At 33.8% G+C, this 26120-nt stretch carries 24 protein-coding genes; 14 read left to right on the top strand and 10 right to left on the bottom strand.

The features are described from left to right. Window positions 1-4 precede the first annotated feature (4 nt). The 7 genes from P2W65_RS01425 (at window position 5) to P2W65_RS01455 (ending at window position 7352) form a co-directional block, all read left to right on the top strand. A complete protein-coding gene (locus P2W65_RS01425; protein ID WP_289662962.1) occupies window positions 5-892 on the top strand; it encodes an HlyD family secretion protein in 888 nt (295 codons plus the stop codon). A gap of 3 nt (window positions 893-895) precedes the next feature. Beyond that, window positions 896-1804: an ABC transporter ATP-binding protein gene (locus tag P2W65_RS01430; RefSeq protein ID WP_289662963.1), complete on the top strand. Its 909-nt coding sequence runs from the start codon at window positions 896-898 to the stop codon at window positions 1802-1804. After that, entirely contained in the window at window positions 1804-2544 is a 741-nt protein-coding gene (locus P2W65_RS01435) for an ABC transporter ATP-binding protein (RefSeq protein WP_289662965.1), read from the top strand. The genes P2W65_RS01430 and P2W65_RS01435 overlap by 1 nt, the downstream gene beginning before the upstream one ends. 9 nt (window positions 2545-2553) lie before the next feature. Then, a complete protein-coding gene (locus P2W65_RS01440) occupies window positions 2554-3660 on the top strand; it encodes an ABC transporter permease (protein WP_289662966.1) in 1107 nt (368 codons plus the stop codon). Beyond that, on the top strand, window positions 3657-4775 hold the full coding sequence (locus P2W65_RS01445) for an ABC transporter permease (protein WP_289662967.1): 1119 nt from the start codon (window positions 3657-3659) through the stop codon (window positions 4773-4775). Before P2W65_RS01440 ends, P2W65_RS01445 begins: the two co-directional genes overlap by 4 nt. 77 nt (window positions 4776-4852) lie before the next feature. Further along, entirely contained in the window at window positions 4853-6256 is a 1404-nt protein-coding gene (locus tag P2W65_RS01450; protein ID WP_289662969.1) for an aminopeptidase P N-terminal domain-containing protein, read from the top strand. Window positions 6257-6392: 136 nt separating this feature from the next. Continuing rightward, window positions 6393-7352 (top strand): quinone oxidoreductase family protein, encoded by a 960-nt coding sequence (locus tag P2W65_RS01455; RefSeq protein WP_289662971.1) that lies wholly within the window; start codon window positions 6393-6395, stop codon window positions 7350-7352. A gap of 114 nt (window positions 7353-7466) precedes the next feature. On the opposite strand, the gene P2W65_RS01460 is transcribed toward P2W65_RS01455, so the two are convergent. From P2W65_RS01460 to P2W65_RS01470, 3 genes are all read right to left on the bottom strand, one after another. Beyond that, entirely contained in the window at window positions 7467-8555 is a 1089-nt protein-coding gene (locus P2W65_RS01460; RefSeq protein ID WP_289662973.1) for a DUF6630 family protein, read from the bottom strand. A 7-nt stretch (window positions 8556-8562) separates the two neighbouring features. After that, the gene (locus tag P2W65_RS01465) at window positions 8563-9264 is read right to left on the bottom strand and encodes an SMI1/KNR4 family protein (protein ID WP_289662975.1); all 702 of its coding nucleotides are present in this window, start codon (window positions 9262-9264) and stop codon (window positions 8563-8565) included. A gap of 76 nt (window positions 9265-9340) precedes the next feature. Then, a complete protein-coding gene (locus P2W65_RS01470; RefSeq protein WP_289662976.1) occupies window positions 9341-10900 on the bottom strand; it encodes an NAD(P)/FAD-dependent oxidoreductase in 1560 nt (519 codons plus the stop codon). 409 nt (window positions 10901-11309) lie between these two features. On the opposite strand from P2W65_RS01470, the gene P2W65_RS01475 reads away from it, so the two are divergent. After that, a complete protein-coding gene (locus P2W65_RS01475; protein WP_289662977.1) occupies window positions 11310-11552 on the top strand; it encodes a hypothetical protein in 243 nt (80 codons plus the stop codon). A gap of 121 nt (window positions 11553-11673) precedes the next feature. On the opposite strand, the gene recQ is transcribed toward P2W65_RS01475, so the two are convergent. Further along, on the bottom strand, window positions 11674-13869 hold the full coding sequence (recQ, locus tag P2W65_RS01480; RefSeq protein WP_289662979.1) for a DNA helicase RecQ: 2196 nt from the start codon (window positions 13867-13869) through the stop codon (window positions 11674-11676). A gap of 86 nt (window positions 13870-13955) precedes the next feature. Between recQ and P2W65_RS01485 the strand changes: the two genes are divergently transcribed. From P2W65_RS01485 to lptB, 4 genes are all read left to right on the top strand, one after another. Continuing rightward, on the top strand, window positions 13956-14921 hold the full coding sequence (locus tag P2W65_RS01485) for a KpsF/GutQ family sugar-phosphate isomerase (protein WP_289662980.1): 966 nt from the start codon (window positions 13956-13958) through the stop codon (window positions 14919-14921). Continuing rightward, window positions 14921-15736 (top strand): twin-arginine translocase subunit TatC, encoded by an 816-nt coding sequence (gene tatC, locus P2W65_RS01490; RefSeq protein ID WP_289662981.1) that lies wholly within the window; start codon window positions 14921-14923, stop codon window positions 15734-15736. Before P2W65_RS01485 ends, tatC begins: the two co-directional genes overlap by 1 nt. Then, window positions 15729-16079 (top strand): carboxymuconolactone decarboxylase family protein, encoded by a 351-nt coding sequence (locus P2W65_RS01495; RefSeq protein ID WP_144217757.1) that lies wholly within the window; start codon window positions 15729-15731, stop codon window positions 16077-16079. The genes tatC and P2W65_RS01495 overlap by 8 nt, the downstream gene beginning before the upstream one ends. 90 nt (window positions 16080-16169) lie before the next feature. After that, complete coding sequence (lptB, locus tag P2W65_RS01500) at window positions 16170-16910, top strand: LPS export ABC transporter ATP-binding protein (protein WP_177212107.1); 741 nt, start codon at window positions 16170-16172, stop codon at window positions 16908-16910. Between the two features lie 161 nt (window positions 16911-17071). Here the strand turns inward: lptB and P2W65_RS01505 are convergent, their stop codons facing one another. Beyond that, window positions 17072-17926, bottom strand: a complete 855-nt coding sequence (locus P2W65_RS01505; protein WP_289662983.1) for a glycoside hydrolase family 25 protein — start codon at window positions 17924-17926, stop codon at window positions 17072-17074. Window positions 17927-17936: 10 nt separating this feature from the next. Further along, a complete protein-coding gene (locus P2W65_RS01510) occupies window positions 17937-18653 on the bottom strand; it encodes a CDP-alcohol phosphatidyltransferase family protein (protein WP_289662985.1) in 717 nt (238 codons plus the stop codon). Window positions 18654-18844: 191 nt separating this feature from the next. Between P2W65_RS01510 and P2W65_RS01515 the strand changes: the two genes are divergently transcribed. Together P2W65_RS01515 and P2W65_RS01520 are read left to right on the top strand one after the other, a co-directional pair. After that, on the top strand, window positions 18845-19912 hold the full coding sequence (locus tag P2W65_RS01515) for a putative type IX sorting system protein PorV2 (protein ID WP_289662986.1): 1068 nt from the start codon (window positions 18845-18847) through the stop codon (window positions 19910-19912). Between the two features lie 35 nt (window positions 19913-19947). Further along, on the top strand, window positions 19948-21084 hold the full coding sequence (locus P2W65_RS01520) for a lipoprotein N-acyltransferase Lnb domain-containing protein (RefSeq protein WP_289662987.1): 1137 nt from the start codon (window positions 19948-19950) through the stop codon (window positions 21082-21084). Here P2W65_RS01520 and P2W65_RS01525 read toward each other — a convergent pair whose 3' ends face one another. The 4 genes from P2W65_RS01525 to P2W65_RS01540 all read right to left on the bottom strand — a co-directional run bounded on the left by P2W65_RS01525 (window position 21085) and on the right by P2W65_RS01540 (window position 26105). Further along, window positions 21085-22479 carry a sugar transferase gene (locus tag P2W65_RS01525; RefSeq protein ID WP_289662988.1) on the bottom strand — a complete coding sequence of 465 codons (1395 nt, stop codon included), beginning with the start codon at window positions 22477-22479 and terminating at the stop codon, window positions 21085-21087. Window positions 22480-22541: 62 nt separating this feature from the next. Continuing rightward, window positions 22542-23885 (bottom strand): O-antigen ligase family protein, encoded by a 1344-nt coding sequence (locus P2W65_RS01530; RefSeq protein ID WP_289662989.1) that lies wholly within the window; start codon window positions 23883-23885, stop codon window positions 22542-22544. A gap of 13 nt (window positions 23886-23898) precedes the next feature. Continuing rightward, window positions 23899-24987 (bottom strand): glycosyltransferase, encoded by a 1089-nt coding sequence (locus tag P2W65_RS01535; protein ID WP_289662990.1) that lies wholly within the window; start codon window positions 24985-24987, stop codon window positions 23899-23901. Continuing rightward, on the bottom strand, window positions 24984-26105 hold the full coding sequence (locus tag P2W65_RS01540) for a glycosyltransferase (protein WP_289662991.1): 1122 nt from the start codon (window positions 26103-26105) through the stop codon (window positions 24984-24986). Before P2W65_RS01540 ends, P2W65_RS01535 begins: the two co-directional genes overlap by 4 nt. Window positions 26106-26120: the final 15 nt, after the last annotated feature.

The raw sequence follows: 26120 nt of genomic DNA on the forward strand, positions 1-26120 counted from the left end.
CAAAATGAAAAAGATACTTTACATAGCAATTACCTCAATTCTAATTTCATGTTCCAGCAACAAAAATGATTTTGATGCCACAGGAACTTTTGAAGCCGTTGAAACCATTATTCCAGCTGAGGCTTCCGGAATTATTAAAGAATTAAACGTAGAAGAAGGAAATAATCTAAAAGAAGGACAAGTTGTAGGTTATATTGATACTATCCAACTGAAATTGAAAAAAGAACAGCTTCTGGCACAAATAAAAGCAACTCTAAGTCGAAAACCAGATGCTAAAACACAACTCGACGTTTATCGCGAAGAATTGAAACAAGCCAAAATAGATCAGCAGCGTATGCAAAATTTGGTTAAAGCAGATGCTGCAACGAGAAAACAATTGGATGATGCCAATTCTAAAGTTTCGGTTATTCAGAAACAAATCACCGCTTTACAAACTTCTTTAAATATCAGCACAACAGGAATTGACGATGAAACACAAACTTTAAAGGTGCAGATAAGCCAGATTGACGATCAATTGGCAAAATCTAAGATTGTTAATAAAGTGAATGGAACGGTTTTAACCAAATATGCTGAAACTGGCGAAATGGCAACGAATGGAAAACCGCTTTACAAAATTGCAGATTTGTCTTCTATCATCTTGCGTGTTTATGTAACAGGAGATCAGCTTCCGCAGATTAAAACCAATCAGAAAGTAAAAGTTTTTACTGATGCTGCTAAAGATACTTACAAAGAACATGAAGGCATCATAGAATGGATTAGTGATAAAGCTGAATTTACTCCAAAAACAATTCAGACAAAAGAAGAGCGTGCCAATTTGGTTTATGCAGTAAAGATCAGAGTCAAAAACGACGGTTACTTAAAAATCGGAATGTACGGCGAAATAAAATTCTAAGTCATGGAATCTGTAATTGTAAAAAATATCACGAAAGTTTACGGCAAAGAAAAAAAGACAGCGGTCGATAACGTTTCTTTTTCGGTAAACAAAGGTGAACTTTTTGGACTCATTGGGCCTGACGGCGCGGGCAAAACCAGTATTTTCAGAATCCTGACTACGGTTTTACTGCCCGATAACGGCGAAGCTTCTATTGACGGATTGGATGTAGTAAAAAATTATAAGGAAATCAGAAGTACCATTGGCTACATGCCGGGAAAATTTTCTTTGTATCAGGATCTAACTATCGAAGAAAACCTCAACTTTTTTGCCACTTTGTTTGGAACCACCATTCAGGAAAATTACGATTTGATTAAAGATATTTATATTCAGATTGAACCATTTAAAGACCGAAGAGCAGGAAAACTTTCGGGCGGAATGAAACAAAAACTGGCATTGTGCTGTGCTTTAATTCATAAACCGAATGTATTATTTCTGGACGAACCCACAACCGGAGTTGATCCGGTTTCCAGAAAAGAATTCTGGGAAATGCTGAAACGCCTTAAGAAACAAAATATTACGATTATAGTTTCGACACCTTACATGGACGAAGCTAATCTCTGCGATAGAATTGCACTTATTCAGGGCGGTAAAATATTACAAATGGATACGCCTCAAAATATTATAAAAAGTTATCCTGATTCTTTATTTGCTGTTAAAGCCAACAACATGCATAAACTATTGCCTTTTTTAACGGAATATCCCGAACGAAAAGGAAGTTATGCTTTTGGTGAATATGCTCATTTTTCATTCAACGGAAATCCAGATGTTGCTGCCTTAGAAAAATACTTAAAAGAAAAAGGATTGGAAAACATCGAAATTAAAAATGCAGACGTAACAATAGAAGACAGTTTTATAAAACTATTGAGTTGATGGAAAACAAAGTAATTATTTGCAAAGGATTAACAAAGCGTTTTGGAGATTTTATCGCCGTTGACAATATTACGTTTGATGTTCAAAAAGGAGAAATATTTGGATTTCTAGGAGCGAATGGTGCGGGAAAAACCACTGCCATGCGAATGCTTTGCGGTTTGTCTAAACCAACTTCGGGCGAGGCTAATATTGCAGGTTTTGATGTTTATAAAGAAACGGAGAAAATTAAAAAGAATATTGGTTATATGAGTCAGAAATTCTCCTTGTATGATGATTTAACCGTTTTGGAAAACATTAATTTTTTCGCTGGAATTTATGGTTTATCAGATGCTGAAATTAAATCGAACAGTCAATCCTTAATAGAAAGTCTAGGAATGCAGGATCTGGCGGATAAACGTGTGGGCTCACTTCCTTTGGGATGGAAACAAAAACTGGCATTTTCGACGGCCATTATTCATAAACCTGAAATTGTATTCTTAGACGAACCAACGGGCGGAGTTGATCCGCTTACACGAAGACAATTTTGGGATTTAATTTATGAAGCTTCCGGCAACGGAATTACCATTTTTGTGACCACACACTATATGGACGAAGCCGAATATTGCGACCGTGTTTCGATTATGGTCGATGGCAGAGTCGAAGCTTTAGAAAGTCCTTCAAACCTAAAAAAACAATTTAATGTCGGCAGTATGGATGAGGTGTTTTATCATCTTGCCCGAGAAGCAAAACGCGGCGAATAACAAACGAATATGAAACAGTTTTTTACCTTCATCAATAAAGAATTTCTGCATGTACTGCGGGACAGAAAGACACTACTTATACTTTTCGGAATGCCGGTGGTTCAAATTTTAATTTTTGGTTTTGCGCTTACCAATGAAGTAAAGAACTCCAAAATTGTAGTGGTTGATTACGCCAAAGATGTGGCTTCAAAAGAAATCATCAATAAAATTGAAGCCAGCAGATACTTTGAAATCGATCATGTTTTATCCGGAACAAACGAGCTTGAAAAAGCATTTGAAACCGGAAAAATAAAAATGGCTGTTATTTTTCCTGAAAACTTCAACAGCAATCTTTTACATCAAAACAAAGCTCAGATTCAAATAATTGCCGACGCTTCAGATCCAAATCAGGCGACAACCCTGACCAATTATGCGTCCTCTATTATTGCCGATTATCAATCCGAAATGAATCAGCTTAATTTGGCTCCTTATCGCATTCAGTCACAAATCAAGATGCTTTATAATCCGCAATTAAAAGGCGCTCCGAATTTTGTTCCTGGTGTTATGGCACTGATTTTAATGCTGATCTGCGTAATGATGACAGCGATCTCTATTGTAAAAGAAAAAGAAATGGGAACTATGGAAATTCTCTTGGTTTCTCCGTTTAAACCTATTTTGGTTATTCTTTCTAAAGCGGTTCCTTATCTTATCTTGTCTACCATAAATGTAGCTTCCATCTTATTATTAAGCTTCTTTGTTTTAGAACTTCCGATAAAAGGAAATCTGATTTTACTTTTTTCAGAAAGTATTTTATTTATCATAACTTGTTTAACACTTGGCATTTTCATTTCAGTCAAAACCGATTCCATGCAGACTGCGATGTTACTTTCTCTTATGGGAATGCTCCTTCCTACTTTATTGTTCAGCGGTTTTATGTTTCCCGTTGAAAATATGCCGATTCCGCTGCAGATTTTTTCCAACATTGTTCCTGCAAAATGGTATTACATTATTGTAAAAAGAATTATGATTGAAGGTCTTGGTTTTGCTGCGGTTTGGAAAGAAACTTTAATTCTTATCGGAACTACCATTTTTTTACTATTCATAAGCCTCAAAAGCTTTAAAATCCGAATGTCATGAGAATATTACGTTTTTTACTAATCAAAGAATTCAAACAGATCTTTCGTAATCGGGCTATTTTGGCCATCATTTTAGCTATGCCGGTTATCCAGCTTATTATTTTACCGTTGGCGGCTAATTATGAAGTTAAAAATATCAATCTGGCGGTTATAGACAACGATCATTCCGACTATTCTAGAGATTTAATTACTAAAGTTACTTCATCGGGATATTTCAGACTTACAGGATATTCGCAATCCTATCGTAAAGCACTGCATTCGGTTGAAGAAGATAAGGCTGATATTATACTGGAGATTCCTAAAAACTTTGAAAAAGAATTACTGACCGAAAACCAGCAGCAGCTTTTTATCACCATAAATGCTGTAAACGGTACAAAAGCAGGACTTGGAGGCGGTTACATTTCTTCGATAATTCAGGAATACAACAATCAAATTCGGATAAAAAATATTGTTCCGGATAAATTCAATCCAATGCCTGTTATTGAGATTACCTCATCAAACTGGTATAATCCCAATTTAAATTATCAGCTTTATATGGTACCAGGTGTTTTGGCAATGTTGGTAACACTTGTCGGCGGATTTCTTTCGGCATTAAATATCGTAAAAGAAAAAGAAGGCGGAACAATCGAACAGATTAATGTTTCTCCCATAAAAAAATATCATTTTATATTAGGGAAATTAATTCCGTTTTGGATTTTAGGAAATGTAGTTTTTGGTTTAGGCTTGATTGTTTCGTGGATTTTTTACGGTATTGTTCCTCTCGGAAGCATCTTGCTTTTATATGGATTTGTTGTACTATATCTTTTAGCCATTTTGGGCTTTGGTCTTTTGGTTTCCACTTTTTGTGAGACACAGCAACAAGCCATGCTGATTATGTTTTTCTTTATTATGATTTTTGTTTTAATGGGTGGCCTTTTTACTTCGATAGACAGCATGCCGGAATGGGCTAAAACGGTTTCCAGATTTAATCCTGTAAGTTATTTTATCGATGTCATACGAATGGTTATTATTAAAGGAAGTACTTTTCAGGATATAAAACCTCACATGCTTATTATTATCTGTTTTGCAATTGTTCTAAATTTTGCTGCAGTTCTAAATTATAGAAAAACATCTTAATCGTTTTGCTTCACTTTTTTTGTAATTTGCATAGATTTAAAAATCAAAAATCATCAACCAAAAATCAAAAAAAAAAAATGAAGCAATTTCTATTATTGTTTGTCTTTATTATTAGCTTTTCCGGAATTCATTCACAGGAAAATTTGCCAACAGATTTCCTTTCAAAAGAATTTCACAAAGGCCGCCGTGAAGCTTTTAGAAATTTAATGCCCGCCAATTCGGCTGCCGTAGTTTTTTCTTATCCCGAAAGAGTATTTTCAAAAGACATTAATTATACGTATCACGCAAATCCTGATCTATATTACTTAACTGGTTACAAAGAACCAGATGCCGTTTTATTGCTTTTTAAAGAACCGCAAGGGGATGAAAAATATACTGAAGTTCTTTTTGTGAGAGAAAGAAATGCTGCGCAGGAAACCTGGACAGGTAGACGTTTAGGTGTTGAAGGTGCAAAATCTAAATTAGGTTTTACCACTGTTTATAACGGAAAAGATTTTAATACTTTCGTCATTGACTTCAAAAAAATTGATAAAATTATCTACGATAAAATTCCAACAGACCTCGGGAAAAATAAAACAGGTTTTGATCTTTTTGGCTTAATTGAATCGTTCAAATCTAAAGCTTCCATTAAAACTGATGATGAAGCGCCTGTATTGCTTTTCAATACAATCACTAATTCTTTAAGAGAAATAAAGACTCCTGAAGAAATAGACTTAATGCGAAAATCGGTTAAACTTTCCTGCATTGCACATAATGAAGTAATGAAAGCGGTTGGGCCAGACATGAGCGAAAACGAAGCAGACGGAATCCACAGATACATTCACAGACATTATGGAGCCGAAGATGAAGGTTATCCACCGATTGTTGGCGCTGGAGCAAATGGTTGTATTTTACACTATGGAGAAAACAATGCAACCAAAATGGACAATCAATTACTATTGATGGATGTTGGTTCTGAATACCACGGTTATTCTGCCGATGTGACTCGAACAGTTCCTGCAAACGGAAAATTCACTGAAGAACAAAAAGCAATCTATCAATTGGTTTATGAAGCTCAGGAAGAGGTTTTTAAAATTTGCAAAGTCGGAACTCCTTTTCAGGATTTAAATAAAAAAGCAAGAGAAGTGATTACAACCGGATTAATCAAATTAGGAATTATTACAGATCCAAAAGACGTTAAAATTTATTATCCGCACAGCTGTTCGCACTTTCTTGGTTTAGATGTTCACGATAAAGGAAATTATATGAGCACCTTAAAAGAAAACATGATTTTTACTGTTGAACCAGGAATTTATATTCCAGCCAATAGCAAATGTGATAAGAAATGGTGGAACATCGGTGTTCGAATAGAAGATGATATTTTAATCACCAAAAATTCATACGAAAACCTTTCGGTAGAATCACCAAGAAAATGGCAGGATGTCGAAGCTTTGGCTAAACAGAAAAGTACTTTTAATGGAATGAAGTTTCCTAAAATCTAGTTTTTTATAGCCACGAATTCACGAATTATTTTTTCTCAATATTTATTATATGATAATTCGTGAATTCGTGGCTATAAAAACTTTTCAATCTGAAAATGAATTTTCCCGTACTTTGTATTCTTAAACAAATTAAAAAATGAAAGCACTAACCTTCTCTACTTTTGGAGATTCAGATGTTTTAGAATATATAGAAATTCCAAATCCGCAATTGAAAAACGACGAGATTCTGGTCGAAATGAAAGCCATTGGATTAAACTTTGCAGATGTTTACCGTCGAAAAGGAAATTATCACTTAAAAGGAAATCCACCTTTTATTGCCGGTTACGAAGGTGCCGGAATTGTGGTCGATGCGAACAATCATTCGGAATATAAAATTGGTGATCGTGTGGCTTTCGCCGATGTTCCTTTTGCTAATGCAGAATTGGTTGCCGTTAATGTAAATCATGTTTTGCCTTTACCCGAAAGTATTTCGTTTGAAACTGCTTCTTCGGTTTTATTACAAGGTTTGACCGCTCATTATTTAGCTACTGACAGTCACAAAACAGTAAACGGAGAAACTGTTTTAATTCATGCTATTGCCGGCGGAGTTGGACAGATTCTAACGCAAATCAGCAAGCTTTTAGGCGCAACTGTTATCGGTTTAACCTCATCTGCTGATAAAGCTAAAATCGGATTTGAACAAGGCGCGGATTATGTTTTTCTTTATAATGAGGATTGGAAAGCTGAGGTTTTCAAAATTACTCCAAAAGGCGTTGACGCTGTCTATGACAGTATTGGAAGTACGTTAATGGAAAGTTTCGAAGTAACCAAAGAATGCGGACAAGTCGTTTTCTTCGGAATGGCGGGCGGAGATCCTGCACCAGTCGATCCAAGAATGTTAATGGATGGTTCCAAAACTTTAACAGGAGGCGATTTATGGAGTTATTTAAATTCTAAAGAAGAAAGAATCAAAAGAGCGACTCAGTTATTCCATTGGATTACGGAAGGAAAAATCAAACTTTCAGAACCCACTTCTTTCAAATTATCCAAAGGAAAATTGGCACATGATTTTCTGGAAAGTAGAAAAAGCACAGGGAAAATAATTTTGATACCCTAAATTTTTCTGCCACTAATTCACGAATTTTATTTTTAAAATCTATGTGCAAAGTTTTTAAATAAATTCGTGAATTGCTTCGCCAGTTCGCTATCGCTCGGGTCGTGGCTATTTCTCTTAAAGCTGGTTAATTTCAATCTTTGTCAATTCAGACAATTCTAAAATTCTTTCCACTTCATCTTTATTGGCTATAAAAAACAGATAATTATCACCAAAAGTCTCATAAGTCAATAGTTCCCGATTGGATTTTGCTAACTCTGATTGAATGTATGGGAACAAATCGTGGCTGTAGGTTTCCTCGGGATAATCGAATTTGAAATCTTCGCCAAGCATTTCAGAAATAAAATATTCGGCATCTTCAGGATCAAACTTCCAGTCGCTGTTCCAGGCATCAATGCTTTCAAAAAAAGCAAAGTGTTGTTCTGTACTTTCGTAATCTTCTTTGGTATCATCATTGAAATTTTCAAAAAGATTTTCAGCATATTCATTAAGTGCCTCTTCTTCAATAGTACCTCTCGAAACTAGATTAACAAACTCTTTAAAATCTTCGATAGTTGCATTTTCATTAAATAACACACTTTCAGAAGAAGGAAGTTCTACCGTTTTGGAAATTTCAAGATTTAGATATTCACAGATTCCCTGTAAAACCAATTTAAAATCTTTGATGCCAATTTCCTGAGTTTCGTTTTTAGGCGCGTTAAAATCAAGAAATTCAGAGTCTAATAAACCTTTTGTATAATCTAAAAAATGACTGCTGGAATATAAAATCCTAATATCGTTTATTTCTAAACTATTGGTACAGCAAAAGAAAATCATGAAGTTATTGATAACACGCTTAAAGTGTTTCTTCATTTCCTGACTCGGCTGAGAATAAAACTGAATATGAATAAAATCATACTCTAATCCTTCCTGAATCATTTCCTCCGTTAAAGTTCCAATATTCAGTTTTTTATAAAGTTCATTTAAAACCTCATAAGCATTATTAAATCCCGCTTTTTTAACTTCTGCTCTTCCCTCTTCATGATCTAATGAATACGGAATAGAATATAAATTAACAAAAACGGAATCCGGAATTCTTTTCACCTTAAATTCTAAACTATTCGACTCATTATATAAATAATCATAAATCGGATTTATAACATCAAAAGAAATGATGGATTGCGGATCGTTATTTCTATTAAATAAATTGGAAAAGAAATTTTTCATGAAAGGTTTATTCGTTCGAATATTTAAAACTTTTATTCATTTTATCAAAAGGAATCACTTCATTAACGATGGATTCTAATTCATGATCCGTTAATAAACCTCTTGCCGTTTCCACTATTTTGGGAGAAACATTAATTTCATAATCGATAATTTCGCGTTTTAAAATAGATTCTAAAATCTCGTTCTGACGCTCTGTTAAATATTTTTTATGAGATTTAAAAACCGATTCTAAGTCACTTCTAAATTCTTCGTCACTCAGTTCATTATACAAATCCTGTTGTGACATATCGATCAATAAAACTTTAAAAATAAAATCCTGAAGGTTTTTAGCTAGATAATTGACTTCATTAGAATCGTGCCATACAAAAACAATTGGTACATCTCCATTTTCTTCTTCGTTAAGAAAAAAGCAGTAATGATCTCCGCCACCACTTTTTGCAAACGGAATAAATTTAAATTCAGGATTGATATTTCGATAATCTTCCGGAGCTCTCAGTTCCTCTATTTCCTCAGCAACCGATTTTAAATTGAGAGATTCAAAATCGTAAGAATGCAAAAGTAAAGGCGGATTATCTTTTAAAGTTGGATAAACTTCTGTAAACCAATTTGGGCCGTATTCTCCAACATCCAGCATACCATCGGCATCTAGTTGTTTGTATAGAAGCGGATATTCGAATCCGTATTTTGTTTCAATGTCTTTTATAGTCATCTTTGGGGGCAATTTCTATTAGAATCAAACCACTAAGATAACAATCTTTTTACTACATGAAAAATCCTGAGGTCAATTATTTCAAGGACTCCGCAATCATCAAGGCACATTTTTCGCCATCAATGGCCGCAGAAATGATTCCACCGGCATAACCAGCACCTTCTCCGCAAGGATATAATCCTTTGATTTGCAAATGCTCGTAAGTCATAGGATCACGCGGAATTCTGACTGGCGATGAGGTTCTGCTTTCCGGTGCATGTAAAATTGCTTCATTGGTTAAATACCCTTTCATTGATTTACCAAAATCCTGAAATCCCTGACGCATAATCTGAGTTAAGAACCCCGGGAAAACCTGTCCCAATTCTACTGAAGTAGTTCCCGGAACATAAGAGGTTTTTGGAATATCTGCCGAAACTTTGCTTTTTGTAAAATCGATCATTCGTTGTGCTGGAACTTTTTGAGTTTCCCCAGCCAAATGCCATGCTTTTTGTTCGATACTTTTTTGAAATTCCATTCCAGCCAAAGCGCCAAATTTTGCAAAAGGTTTAAAATCTTCCAATTTCAATTCGACTACAATTCCAGAATTTGCTGTAGATTGATCCCGTTTAGATGGCGACCAGCCGTTTGTAACAACCTCACCCGGACTTGTAGCACAAGGTGCAATTACACCACCCGGACACATACAGAACGAATACATACCACGTCCGTTTACCTGCTTTACAATTGAGTAAGGCGCAGGAGGTAAATGTTCTCCACGGAAATCACAGCTGTATTGAATACTGTCAATAAGTTCTTGCGCATGTTCTGCACGAACGCCTAAAGCAAAAGGTTTTGCTTCTATTAAAATTTTCTTTTTATCTAATAATTCAAAAATATCACGCGCCGAATGTCCTGTTGCTAAAATCAATTTATTAGCATGAATCTTATCTCCATTCTGCGTTACAATTCCTTCGACTTCATTATTTTTTATCAGAATATCATCAACACGGGTTTCAAACAAAACCTGTCCGCCAAATTCTCTAATTTTTTCACGGATATCTTCGATAATTTTAGGTAATTTATTTGTTCCAATATGCGGATGGGCTTCAACCAAAATATCTTCTGAAGCACCAAAAGCAACCAAAAGCTCTAAAATTCTGGTTACATCGCCTCGCTTTTTAGAACGAGTGTATAATTTACCGTCAGAATACGTTCCTGCTCCACCTTCTCCAAAACAATAATTCGAATCTTCATTAACGATATGTTCTCTATTTATTGCTTTTAAATCGCGTCGACGTCCGCGAACGTCTTTTCCTCTTTCGAGTACAATTGGCTTTAAGCCTAATTCAACCAATTGCAATGCTGCAAAAAGTCCGGCTGGACCAGCACCAACCACAATTACTTCCTGCGCATTTGAAACGTCTTTATATATTGGAAGCTCAATTTTCGTTTCCTGAAAAGGTTCACCCTTCAAATAAATAACCACTTTCAAGTTGATTTTAATCGCTTTCTGACGTGCATCAATTGAGCGTTTTAAAATAGAAACATGCTGAATTTCTTGAACAGAAACTTTAATCTGCTTAGACAAATGGTCTTTTAGCAATGATTCATTTGCAGCAATTTCGGGTGTAACTTGAAGTAAAAGTTCTTTAGGCATTGTTTTGTATTTATTCTATTAGCTTTTCTTTCTATGAAAAGAAGATGCAAAAGTACTATTTTGAACTGACTTTATGTAATTAACCGCAAAGTACGCTAAGATTTAATTTTCCTTTACGCATAGAAAATACAAAGTTCGCAAAGCTACATCGACACAAAGCTTTGCGGACTTTGTGTTTTTCGAAAACCGTACTAAAAAAAACTTAGCGCATTTTGTGGTTAATTATGCAGCAAATTTCTTCTTCCTAAAATCTTTACTTTTTATTTTCAGCCACAGATTATTTTTGGATTAAAAAGATTCTCTTATGATTAGTTAGACGCACTGCAGTGCGTCTCTACAGCAAAAATCTTAGAACCTTTAAGAAAGACTTTGTACCTTTGCTACTTTGAACCTTTGCACCTATAAAATAATGTCCAGAAAAATAAAACTAATTTGGGATTTTCGCGGACCCGCTTCAGCTAAAACTGCTGAACACCATGAAATTCATTTGAAAGAATATATTGTAATCGAAAAACTACCTTTAAATATCACAGGTTTTTCAATCGTAAACGATATGCATGCAACCGCTTTTATGGTGGTTACAGATGAAAACATGATTCAAGTAAGAGATGCTTTGAAACCACATCGAGGAGAGGTTTATAGTGATCAGTAATCAGTTTTTTAGTGTTCAGAAAGTACTAAAATCCTGATTACTGAATACTTTTATAAATTATTCCATCAATCAGTATTAGCATTTACTGAACACTAAAAAACTGACCACTGAATACTTTCTTTTAATTCGCTACTTCGCTAATAAACTTAATACGCATTAAACGTAATTCATCAATATCATAATCACCATCAAATTCTTTTAGTGCGTCTTCGATTTTATCCGATTCTGATTCCATGAAGTAATCGTGAATTTCTTCCTGCTGATCATCATCAAGCATATCATCAATCCAATATTTGATATTCAATTTGGTTCCAGAATATACGATTTGCTCCATTTCTTTAATTAAAGCATCCATAGTAAGACCTTTTGCAGAAGCAATGTCGTTCAATGGTAATTTTCGGTCGATATTCTGAATGATATATAATTTATTGGCAGAATTGACTCCTGTAGATTTTACAACTAAATCGTCTGGGCGAATAATATCATTATCCTCAACATAACGAGCAATTAAAGCCACGAATTCACTTCCGTATTTTTTAGCTTTTCCTTCACCAACACCGTGAATATTGTATAATTCCTGTATGGTTATTGGATATTTTAAAGCCATATCTTCAAGAGAAGGGTCCTGGAAAACTACAAATGGAGGAACTCCCAATTTTTTGGCGACTTTTTTACGAAGCTCGCGAAGCATTCCCGTAAGAACTTCATCGGCTGTACCGGAAGATTTACCTCCAGTCACAATAGTTTCATCGTCAGCTTCAGTATATTCATGATCTTCAGACATCATAAACGAAACCGGGTTTTTGATAAAATCTAAACCTTCCTGAGTAATTTTAATCACTCCATATGTTTCAATGTCTTTTGACAATAGTCCCGTTACCAAAACCTGTCTCAACAACGCCATCCAGTATTTTTCATCATGATCTGAACCTGAACCAAAATAAGGCTGTGTATCGGTTTTGTGTGCTTTAATAACCGCATTTATACGGCCAATTAAAGTAAATACAATTTCTTTTGATTTGTAAATGTGTTTGGTGTCGCGAACAATTTCGAGTAATTTAACCACTTGTTCTTTGGCTTCAACTTTACTTTTAGGATTGCGAACATTATCATCCATATCTGCTCCTTCTCCTGTTTCGCTGTCAAATTCTTCTCCGAAATAATGAAGAAGGAATTTTCTGCGTGACATTGAAGTTTCGGCGTAAGCCACCACTTCCTGCAAAAGAGCAAAACCAATTTCCTGCTCCGCAACTGGTTTTCCGGACATGAATTTCTCCAGCTTTTCTACATCTTTATAAGAGTAATAAGCTAAACAATGTCCTTCTCCTCCATCACGGCCGGCACGACCGGTTTCCTGATAGTAACTCTCTAACGATTTAGGAATATCATGATGAATTACAAAACGAACGTCCGGTTTATCAATTCCCATTCCGAAAGCGATTGTTGCTACAACGACATCTACATCTTCCATCAAAAACATATCCTGATGTTTGGCGCGGGTTTTAGCATCCAATCCTGCGTGATAAGGAACAGCGCTGATTCCGTTTACTTGTAAAACTTCGGCAATCGATTCTACTTTTTTACGGCTTAAGCAGTAAATAATTCCGGATTTACCTTTATGCTGTTTGATAAATCGAATAATATCCGATTCAATATTTTTAGTTTTTGTACGAACTTCATAATACAAGTTCGGTCTGTTGAATGATGCTTTAAAAGTGTTGGCATCAGACATGTCAAGGTTTTTCAGGATATCTTCCTGAACTTTTGGAGTCGCAGTTGCAGTTAAACCAATAATTGGCACTTTCCCCAATTGCTTAATAATATGTCTTAGATTTCTGTATTCCGGCCTAAAATCATGACCCCATTCTGAAATACAGTGGGCTTCATCGATTGCAACAAAAGAAATAGGCACACTTTGCAGGAAAGAGACATATTCTTCTTTAGTTAAAGATTCAGGGGCTACATACAAAAGCTTAGTTAATCCAGAAGTAATATCTTTTTTAACCTGAGCAATTTCTGTTTTGGTAAGAGATGAATTTAATACGTGTGCAATTCCATTTTCAGACGAAAGACTTCGAATGGCATCAACCTGGTTTTTCATCAAGGCAATCAGAGGAGAAACAACAATTGCCGTTCCGTCCTGAATTAAAGCGGGTAATTGATAACAAAGAGACTTTCCACCGCCGGTTGGCATAATTACGAAAGTATTCGTTTTACCTAAAATACTCGTAATGACTTGCTCCTGCAAGCCTTTAAATTGGCTAAAGCCGAAATACTTCTTTAATTCTTTATGTATTTCAATTTCGTTTGAATTCATTCTCTATATTAACTGTATTTTGTATAAATTTGCAACACATAAAGATACAACTTTCTTTTATACATACAAATTTTAAATATTCTGATTTGATCTCAAAAGAAAATATATTGGCGATAGCTAAAAAAACAATACTCTCTGAAAGTGAAGCAATTACAAAACTAATTGATTTTCTGGACGAAAATTTCTACGAAGCAGTTCAGCGTATCTATGAAACCAAAGGCCGTCTAATCGTTACCGGAATCGGAAAAAGTGCCATCATTGCTCAAAAAATGGTTGCTACTTTTAACTCTACAGGAACACCATCAATGTTTCTGCATGCCGCAGAGGCCATTCATGGTGATTTGGGAATGATTCAAAACGAAGACATTATTATATGTATTTCTAAAAGCGGCAACAGTCCTGAAATTAAGGTTTTAGTCCCGTTATTAAAACGATTTGGAAATACCCTGATCGCTATTACAGGAAATACCACTTCATTTCTGGCAAAAGGTTCTGATTTCGTTTTAAATACAACTGTTAATACCGAAGCCTGCCCTATCAATTTAGCTCCAACAAACAGCACAACAGCACAGCTTGTTATGGGTGATGCATTGGCAGTTTGCTTAATGGAAATGCGAGATTTTAAACCTGAAGATTTTGCGATTTATCATCCTGGAGGTGCTTTAGGAAAAAAACTTTTGCTTCGTGTAAAAGATATGATCGAGCATTCCTTAAAACCAGCTGTTACTCCGGATACTTCAATCAAAAAAGCAATTTTCGAAATTTCTGAAAAAAGATTGGGAGTTACCGCAGTTATAGAAGACAATAAAATTGTTGGAATTATTACTGATGGAGACATCCGAAGAATGCTAAACGACGTAGATACTATAGCAGATTTAACAGCAAAAGATATTATGTCTAAAAATCCCAAAATAGTTTCGTCTGAAACTATGGCTGTGGATGCTTTAAACATTTTAGAAGACTTTTCGATTACACAATTAATCGTTGCGGATAATGGAGAATACAAAGGCGTATTACATTTACATGACATTTTAAAAGAAGGAATAGTATAATGGCAAAGAAAAATCTTGGCGAAATGTCATTTTTGGATCATCTTGAAGAACTAAGATGGTTATTGGTTAGAAGCACAATTGCAACAATTATTATGGCAATTGTCACATATTTTATCAGTGATTATTTATTTGATCAAATTATTTTAGGCCCAATCAGACCAACGTTTTTTACTTACGTTTGGTTTTGTGATTTATCGCATTCATTGGGATTTGCAGACAGCATTTGTATTACGGAACTGAATTTTATTATTCAGAATACCGAAATGGAAGGTCAGGTTAATATCTTCGTATGGATGTGTATTCTAGCAGGTTTTATCCTAAGTTTTCCTTATATTTTATGGGAAATCTGGAAATTTATCAGTCCCGCTCTTTATGAGAAAGAAAGAAAAAATGCGAAATTATTCATTTTCGTTTCTTCTTTACTTTTCTTTTTAGGAGTATTGTTTGGCTATTTTGTCGTAATTCCAATGTCTGTAAACTTCGTAGCGACTTTCTCTGTGAGTGATGTTGTAAAAAACCAGTTTACACTTGAGTCTTACATGGGAATGGTAAAAACGAGCGTTCTTGGAAGTGCTATATTTTTTGAACTTCCAATCGCTATTTATTTCTTAACGAAATTAGGATTAGTAACTCCTGAATTCTTAAGAAAGTACTGGAAGTACGCTGTTGTACTTATTTTAATTATTGCTGCAATTGTTACTCCTCCAGACGTTGTGAGTCAAACTATTGTTGCAATTCCGATGCTAATCATATACGAATTAAGTATATGGATTTCGAAAGTTGTTTATAAAAATAAAATGAAAGAAAATGTCTGATATCATTCAAGAATTTAACGACTATCGTTCCAAAATGAACGAAAAACTGCTTGCTGACAACAATAAAATTGTAAAGAGAATTTTTAATCTTGACACTAATGCTTATGCAGAAGGCGCTCTTGATGTAAAAACAAAAGAACTTCTTGGGTTAGTTGCATCAACAGTTTTAAGATGCGACGACTGTGTAAAATACCATTTGGAAACGAGTTATAAAGAAGGCGTTTCTAAAGAAGAAATGATGGAAGCGATGGGAATTGCAACTCTTGTTGGAGGAACAATCGTAATTCCGCATTTAAGAAGAGCTTACGAATTTTGGGAAGCCCTTGAAGAAGCTGGAAAATAAATAATTGTTAATACGTTTAACTGTTGAATCGTTTATTTGTTAATTTGCAACGAATAAACGATTTATCGATTAAACGATTAAACTTTAAAAATGAAATTAAGAGCCGATAATTTAATCAAAACTTATAAAGGACGTAGTGTTGTAAAAGGAATTTCTGTTGAGGTAAATCAAGGAGAAATCGTGGGGCTTTTGGGACCAAATGGAGCTGGAAAAACAACGTCTTTCTACATGATTGTGGGATTGGTAAAACCAAATCAAGGGAATATTTTTCTTGATGATTTGAATATTACCGATTATCCTATGTACAAACGTGCACAGCAAGGAATTGGTTATTTAGCACAGGAAGCTTCTGTTTTTAGAAAATTAAGTATTGAAGATAATATCTTGAGCGTTTTACAATTGACAAAACTTTCTAAAGAAGCTCAAATCGCTAAAATGGAAAGTTTAATTGAAGAATTCAGTTTAGAACATATTCGTACCAACCGAGGCGATTTACTTTCGGGAGGTGAGCGTCGTCGTACCGAAATTGCCCGTGCATTGGCAACCGATCCAAAATTTATTTTATTGGATGAACCTTTCGCCGGAGTTGACCCGGTTGCGGTTGAAGATATTCAAAGAATTGTTGCGCAGTTAAAAAATAAAAATATCGGAATCTTAATTACCGATCACAACGTACAGGAGACTTTAGCCATTACTGATAAAACATATCTAATGTTTGAAGGAGGAATTCTAAAAGCAGGAATCCCAGAAGAATTAGTAGAAGACGAAATGGTTCGTAGAGTGTATCTGGGACAAAACTTCGAACTTCGTAAAAAGAAACTTGAGTTTTAGTATTCAGTGGTCAGTTTTTAAGTGATCAGTTATTTGAAAGTAATTTTTAGTGGTCAGTTTTTTAGTCATCAGTTTGAAGCTGAATACTAAAAAACTGATTTTTTTTGACATAAACTGATTACTTAAAATCTGAATACTGAACACTTTTTTAGGACTGAACACTATTCTACAGTAATAAAATGCAATTGTTCTAAGTCGCCGTTGTAAATATTCACATCAACACGATGTTTGATTCCAGGCAAAGAAGCTTTTTCTGTGAATTGCCAGAACAACCAGTCATCTTCAATTTTTTCCCTATAGAAATTATAGTTGGCTATCCAGAATAAATAATCTCCGAATTCTTCTTTTAAGAAATCAGCATAATATCTTTCTCCCGAATAAATAATTGGACGAACCTGATAATATTTTTCTACTTTATTCAGCCAACGTTTCAATCCTTTTTTCAAACTGTCTAAGGGTTGATTTTTTGGCAATTTTTCGATATCTAAAACAGGAGGAAGATCTCCTTTTTGTAATTTTACTGTTTTAATAAAAAGATCGGCCTGTTCGATAGAATTTTCATTTGGACGATAATAATGATAAGCGCCGCGCATAATTTTATTCTCTTTTGCACCTTCCCAATTTCTTTTGAATTGTCTATCAACACGATCATTCCCAGCAGTCGCACGAATGAATACAAATTGAACAGGATATTTTTCATCTAGAATTTCGACTTCTTCCCAATCTACTTTTCCTTGAAATTCAGAAACATCGATTCCGATTACTTTTCCTTTGTGATTTTCGAGAACACGAATGTTTCGCACATCCGAAAGATGTTTATCTACGGAATCTTCATCTAAAACTTTTTCAGATTTAAATCCGAGATAATACGCTAATCCTTTACGATAGTGGTAAACGATTCCAATAAATAGAAGTGAAAATAATATTAGTAAAAGCCCTCTGAAAAGCCTGCTAAGAAAAGATCTTCCTGCTGGTTTTCGGGGATATGTTTTACGATAAGACGTTTTTCTTGCCATTACAACAGAACTACTTTTTCAAAAACAAATTATTGATAATAGACAATAAAACGTAGAAAATAATAATCAACGGAATTGCAATATACTGAAGCAAAATAACCATCAATATAGAAATAATCAAAAACACGATTTGAAGAACATTATCCTTCAAAGTAAACTTTTTTATTTTTAAAGCAAATAACGGAATTTCGGCATTCATAACATAAGCGCTGCACAACGTAATAACAAGCAAAACCCAAAAATTGCTTAAAACTTCAAACATAATTAGAGAATTTGAAAATTCTATAACCAAAGGAAGACTTAAAACAAATAAAGCATTTGCAGGAGTTGGCAAACCAATAAACGAATCAGTTTGGCGGGTATCGATATTAAAGTTGGCTAATCTATAGCAAGCTCCCAAAGTAATAATAAATCCTAAAAACGGAATGTATACTGATCCAACTACATCATGAGGATTAGCGCTTTTTAAAAACAAACTATACATCACATATCCTGGAACTACTCCACTTGTAACCATATCAGCCAAAGAGTCCAACTGCAAACCAAGCGGACTAGAAACTTTGAATAATCTGGCAAAAAAACCATCAAAAAAATCAAAAAAGATTCCTAAACAAACCATATAAAAAGCCATTAAGAAATCGCCTTGAGAAACATAAACAATGGCTACGCAACCGCAGAAAAGATTAATTAAGGTAATTAGATTTGGAATGTGCTTTTTGATATTCATAGTTTGAAATTTTGATAATGGCAGAGAACAAATTTAGCATAATAACTCGATGCAAAACGAGTTTTTTTAATAGTTTTTTATTTCTGTTTGTTAGTTTCAGAATATTTGAAGAAACGAACTGAATAGCTGAGTAAAATATTATATTTTTGATAAAAATTTAAAACCTATACAGGTACATAAAAACAAGACTTTTGAAAAGACTTTTAGCATTTCTATTATTTTGGAGTTTTACTTCGCAATACGCTCAAACTGTTCGAAAATATTCGAATGAGTTTATGAATATTGGTGTAGATGCGGCCGCTCTCGGAATGTCGAGTGCCGTAACTTCTTTTACAAATGATGTAAATGCTGTTTACTGGAATCCTGCAGGTTTAACGCATCTTGAAGATCATCAGATTGCATTGATGCATGCCAGTTATTTTGCCAATATAGCACAGTATGATTATATTGGTTATGCAAGTCCAATTGATGACAGAAGCGCCTGGGGAATTTCGATGATTCGTTTTGGTGTCGATGACATTATGGATACAACACAATTAATCGATAGTCAGGGAAATATTGATTACAACCGAATCCGTTTATTTTCTACTGCCGATTATGGTTTTACTTTTTCTTATGCCAGAAAACTTCCAGTTGATGGATTTCAATATGGAGTAAACGCAAAAGTAATTCGAAGAGTGATTGGAAAATTTGCCAATTCATGGGGATTTGGATTTGATGTTGGACTTCAATTCGAAAGAAATGATTGGAAATTCGGATTGATGCTTCGCGATATTACAACAACTTATAATGTTTGGAATATCGACGAAGAAGAATATGCAAAAATAGCCAATGCTATTCCGGGCGAGAACAACGAATTACCAGAAAGCACTGAAATTACTTTACCAAAAGCGCAATTGGGAGTTTCAAAAAGATTTGATTTTCATAACGAATGCAGTCTTTTGACTTCTGCAAACCTCAACATGAGATTTGAACAAACCAATGATATTATTTCATCAAAAGTAGTAAGTATAGACCCAGCTCTAGGGTTTGAATTTGGCTATACCGATTTAGTTTTCGTGAGAGCTGGTGCAGGAAATTTCCAAAACGTAACGCAATTGGATAATACTGAAAAAATTAATTTCCAGCCCAATATTGGTCTTGGATTTAAATATAAAGGAATTCAGATTGATTATGCTTTGACCGACTTAGGGAATCAAAGTACAGCCTTATATTCTAATATTTTTTCGATCAAAGTAGATTTAGGAATCTTTAGATAATTACAAAACCATAAAATCTTTTAAAAATTTCAAACATGAAAACTGTTCTGTTCAAAAAAATACTTTTTATTTTATTCTTCTTAGCTAGTTTTATTGGTTTCAGCCAAAGTTTGCCTTTATCTAAAGATGCTAAAATTAGTGTCCTAACCTGCGGCCTTGGAAATGAAAGCTACTCTTTATTTGGACATACTGGTATTCGAGTTTCGGATCCTGGAAATAATTTTGACGTGGTTTATAATTATGGAACTTTCGATTTTAGAACACCGAATTTCGTAATGAAGTTTGCAAAAGGCGATTTACAGTATTTTGCCACAGTACATTCTTTTGCCGATTTTTTAAATGAATATACTTATGAGAAAAGAAGCATTTTCGAACAAGAATTATTAATTTCTCCAGAATTAAAACAAAAACTTTTTGATAAACTAAATGCAGTTTTAGCTTCTGACGAACGTTATTACACTTATAAGTTTATTGACAAAAACTGTACTTCAATGGTTGTTGATGTGATCAATAAATCTATTGGTCAAGAAATAATTACTAAAAAAGGAGATACAGACAAAACCTACCGCTCTATTCTTTTTCCTTACTTTGACGGACATTTTTACGATCAATTAGGAACCAGTATCATTTTCGGAACAAAAGTAGATCAAATGGGAACCCGAATTTTTCTTCCCTTTGAATTAAAGAATAGTTTAGAGAAAACTACATTTAATAATCAGCCTTTTGTTGGTAAGTCTAAAACCTTGTTAGAATTTACGAAGGAAACTCCAAAATCTTTTTGGAATAACATTTATACTTATCTTTTTATTCTCGGCTTTGTGGTGTTAGCAAGAAATAAAACAGTTGATAAAATCTATCTTTTGATTTTATCTCTCATTGGAATATTCTTTGTTGCAATGGGATTTTATTCTTTTCACCAAGAACTGGCGATGAATTATAATGTATTGCTTTTCAGTCCGTTTTTATTGCTTTTAGTTTTATTTTCAATATTCAAAAACAAACTATGGACGTATAGATTTTCGCTGATCAACTTTGTGCTTTTAGTAATTTACTTTCTATTTTTAATTAATAAAGCCCATTTCTTTATCACTTTACCGTTAATCATTACAAGCGGTGTTGTTTTGGTTAGAACCGGAATCCGTAATAAAAGACCAATCCCGATTATCATTTAATTACTGACCTCGATAAAATAAAACTGTAGTAATTGTTTTGAATGTAATACTTAAATCTAGAAAAACACTTCTGTGTTTGATGTAATATAAGTCATATTGCAGTTTGATCAAACTTTCATCAATCGATTCTCCGTAGGAATAATTCACTTGTGCCCAACCTGTAAGCCCAGGTTTAACAACATGTCGTGTTTCATAGAAAGGCATTATTGCCGCAATTTCTTCCACAAAGAAAGGTCTTTCTGGTCTTGGCCCAATTACCGCCATATCACCTTTTAAAACATTTATAAATTGAGGTAGTTCGTCAATTCTTGATTTTCTCATGAACTTACCAAAAGGAGTTACTCTTTTATCATCATGAGTTGCAAAAACGGCTCCGTTGGTTTCAGAATTTGCAGTCATGGTTCTAAACTTATAAATCTTAAAAACAACTCCGTTTTTCCCTACTCTTTCTTGAGTGTAAAAAAGACTTCCTTTGTTTGCAAAAAAGTTACAGACTGCAATTACTGGAATAAAGATGCCACAAAACAAAAGCCCGATAAAAGAAAAGAAAAACTCCATTATACGAATCAATAATAAGTACAATCTATTGTTGTTGCTTCGACTAAATGGGAAAAAACGATAAAAATCTCTTCCAATGTAATGTACTGGAATTCGCTGTGTTTTACTTTCGTATACTTGAGTGTATTCACGGATTACATTTCCATTTTCCAATAAATTAAGCAATTGCTGGTACAAATCGGCTGTGATACCATCTGTCTTTTGTGAAGCAATAATAATCTCTGAAACATTGTTTTTAGTTACAAATGCTTCTAGATTTTCCTTTTTTACTTCTTTTACGTAATGAAAGTCAAAATCTTCTACAGAATCTGTATCCGAATTCACAAACCCAATTATTTTATAATGCGGATCGACATTTTCAAGTCCCATAACTAATTCTTCTACTTCGCTTTGGTCACATATTAAAACGACATTTTGTGCAAAGCGATGAGAAGCCAAGAAATAAACATAAAATAATCGCCAGAGCAGTAATGAACTTAAAACAGCAAAATAGAAAATAACAATAACCAATCGCTGTTTAGGAAGTTCCGGCGATAAAAGCGGCGTAAATAAATAGACTGTGACGGAAGTGATTGAAGTTAGAATAACACTTCGTAAAATCTGAAAGTGATTACTGGCGGTCTGAAGATTATACATTTCGAAAATGGTTCCGAATATAAAAACATAACCTATCAATAAAAATGACTTTATGTATTTACCATCTTCTAAATCGTAGTAATGATAGTCAAAAATTATACTGAGCAAAAACAAGGCACTCAATATAAATGCGGCATCAAAAAGAGAAAGCAGAACTTTTCTTTCTGAAATTTCGAAATGCATTTTTCTTTTTAAAAACATTTTTTGAAGTTTGTTAGGGGCTTAAACTTGAGGCAAATGTATTATAAAAAAAATAAACTAATCTATAATTTTTCTGCTTGATCTGGGATTTTAACCTGTACAGAAAGTAATGCTAAGGCATAGACAAAAGCGGGAGCTGCTGTTCTCATTGCGGCATGATTAATTGTTAATAGCCAAAACATAAAAAAAGAGAAAAAATATAAATGTTGTTTATTCTTTATATAAAGAATAAATGGCACCGCACAAAGAACTAGAAATCCAAACAGACCAAATAATCCATGTTCTGCAAGCAATCTAGTGATTTCATTATGTGAGGCAACTTCTTCTCCTAATTCTTCCAATCTCTTCGACTTACTAAGTCCGGCTCCGACACCAAAAACAGTATTATCTTGGAAAAGCTTTATTTCTGCATCCATAATTTGTTCCCTTCCGCCTAAACGATCTTTTTTTTCACGTCCGATAGCATCTTTATTGGCATAACGTTTATCGATAAGACCTTTCGTTTGAAGCGAACTATAGGTCCAAATACCAAGACTTAAAAGCCCCGTCAAAACAAACACTATATTCAACTTTATTTTCCCTTTAGCATTAGAAAAATAATATAACAAAAGTAAAAGACATACAATCATAACAGCACCAGTGATTATACCACCTCTAGAAAACGTTACAATTCCTCTATAGCTTATAAAAGCAAGTAATCCCGCATTTAGTATTAACTCCAATTTAGATTTTGAATACAAAACAAGTTGAGTAAAAAAGATGAACATTCCAAAACCTAATATAGTAGAAACCTGATTAGGCCCAAAACCTCCAGATGTTGCATAATTTGACTGTGTACCTGTGATAACATCTTTGATGCTTGGCGTATATAAAAACAAGTATACCGTGGTAGAAATTATAGGAAGTCCTATTGTAATTAAAATATTCTGGAGTGTTTCAAATTCAATTTTTCTGTCAAACATATAGATCGCACAAATTGCTAAACAAAATGGGCCAGATAAATTAAAAAATAATACTTTTTTTACATCAATGTCAATTTCAGCTACACTTGCAGTAATCAAGATCCCGGGAACTAAAAGCATTAAAAAAAACAGATAAATTAAGGCACTTTTTGAGAAATTGCTATAGACCATACCACATAGCATGAAAAACATGACAGAAAACTTTACATACTCATTATTTAAATTTCCTCCCGTCATTCGCAAAAAAACTTCTATTCCAACTAAATAGGCACTTACAAATAATACCTCATTGTTTTTATTTTTAGTTCGGTAAACAATCGAAAAACCTACTGCTAAAACTAACAAGCCATAGATTTTGGATAAAAAGGGAATTATGTAGATAATTAATGCCAGCAATGCATGAAAAACGATCAATGCCACATAACTAAGTTTTTTGTTTTTCATTTATAAAGAATATTTAGTCGATAAAAGTACTCAAAGAATTTAACCATGCATTATATTCTCTAAGAATTGATTGTTTACCGAAATTCTGTTCAACAAAAAAATTCAATTTTCTGCCCATTGCTCTTCTTGTTTCTTCTTCTTCAATCAAAATCTGAATAGAATTTACAAACTGATTTAAATTATTCGAATCAATTACAAAACCTTCCTGTTCTGAAGTAATAATTTTTGAAATCTCTCCCACATTTGTTGCAACAACAGGAAGTCCGGCTAATCCATATTCTAGAACAGCTAAAGGAAGTCCTTCTGATAAAGAAGTCAAAACAGCAATTTCGGACTGTTTTAATAAATCTCTACTGTTGTTTACTGCTCCATAAAAAAATACGATTTCAGAAAGCTTTAGCTCTTTAACTCTTTCTAGAAGATTTGAACTATACCTATCATGAAAATCCTTACCAACTAAGTGAAAAGTCCAATCTGGAAATTTCTGATGTATTACTGCCGCTCCATTTATCAATAATTCGTGATTTTTTTGAGGCCTCAGATTTGCAACACAAATTATTCTTTTATTATCTTCCCCTTTAAGTATTATCTTATTTGAAGCAGCACCAGATGCAGTTATAAAATTTGGAAAGCAAACTACATTGGGGCAATTTAAATAGACAAAAGCCCAGCTTTTTAAATCTTCATTTACTGCAATAATTCCTAAAAACAAATAAGATGCAAGTTTTAATGCTATATTTTTCCTGGAAGCTAAATCCTGTGAAATTCCATAATGATCATGCCAGACAATTTTAATTCTTGGCATCGTAATCTTTGCTAAAACCGCAATAAAAAATGATGAACTATGCGCTTGAATTATTTGAACCCGATTCTTTTTTAGATAATTTCTTAATCTAAAAATAGCTTTTAGATCGATAACCGTCTTTTTTTTCAAGAATAAGTACGATACATTTTGATTGACTTGATCTAAAAGTAATCCTTCATTTCTAGTCGCTACTAATCCCGAAAATTGATTTTTTTCAGCAAGTGAATTAGCATAATTGACCGCCATTCGTTCTGCACCGCCAACTTCCAATGAATCTATAATTTGTACAACTCTCATTTAATAAGCAATTTGGTAATTTCCCTTTCAAAAACATCAGTTGTATAATTTTGTGACCATGTTAATGCCTGCTGGCTTTTATAAAAAAAAGTGTTTTTATTTACGATCATATCTTCGATCTGCTCTATATCTTTCTCTAAATTCATTTCGAGTAAAATTCCTCGTTTACCATAATCTAACATAAAGGGAACACATGAAACATTTGTAGAAATAGGAATACAGCCCCAAAACATTCCTTCCGCAACGGCTTTCGGCCATCCTTCGCTTTTTGAAGGTAAAATTACGAAATGACTTTCTTTATAAGCTCTTTTTAAAGTTTCTTTATCCCGATTTCCTTTTAAAGAAATATGATTTTCTATTTTATTTAGCTGTATATACTTTTCTAGAGCACTTCTTTCTGCTCCTTCTCCATACAAATCTAATGTCGCATTGTATTCATTTTTTAGTAATCTCTCAACTAATTTAATGGCATACATTGGATTTTTACCCGTCACTAAACTTCCAACAAAAACAAATTTAATTCCGTCTGCAAAATCATCTTTCTCTATATTTTCTTTTTCAGATTCAGAATAAGTAGCTGTAAAAAAAGGTCTTATATTTTTTGATTGATTTTCCCAATCTCCATACACTAAAACCTGCATGTTTTTGGTTAATAAAGTATTACTCAAAATCCATTTTTGCAATTTGTAAGTCCAAGGCTGCGAGCTCAAAGGATCCCAATTGCCAGCATATTTTGCTGTTTTAGTTTTTTTAGGAAAAAGAACCTGAACAAAGCACCCAATCAATCCTGCATTTCCTGGGCATCTCAAATGAATATGATCTGCACTTTTCATTGCCCAAAAAATTTTCCAAAAAACCAGGGGTAACTTAAACAGTGAAATTAAAGTATTGGATAAGTTTATAAAATTAAAACTCGGAATCCGTTTGAAACTAATATCCTGAACCTTATAATAATCATCAATCTCTGCTGCCTTTTTTTGGGAAGATAAAGGAGCAACAAGAGTTAGTTTATCAATATACTTAACCCAAATATTCATTTCTCTAACATAAGGCGCATATCCAAAATATTTTTCTTCATTTTTTATATGCTCTACGTGGGTTATTATTGTAAACTTCATTGATTCGAATCTTTT

This window comes from Flavobacterium panacagri (assembly GCF_030378165.1).
Taxonomy (GTDB): domain Bacteria; phylum Bacteroidota; class Bacteroidia; order Flavobacteriales; family Flavobacteriaceae; genus Flavobacterium; species Flavobacterium panacagri.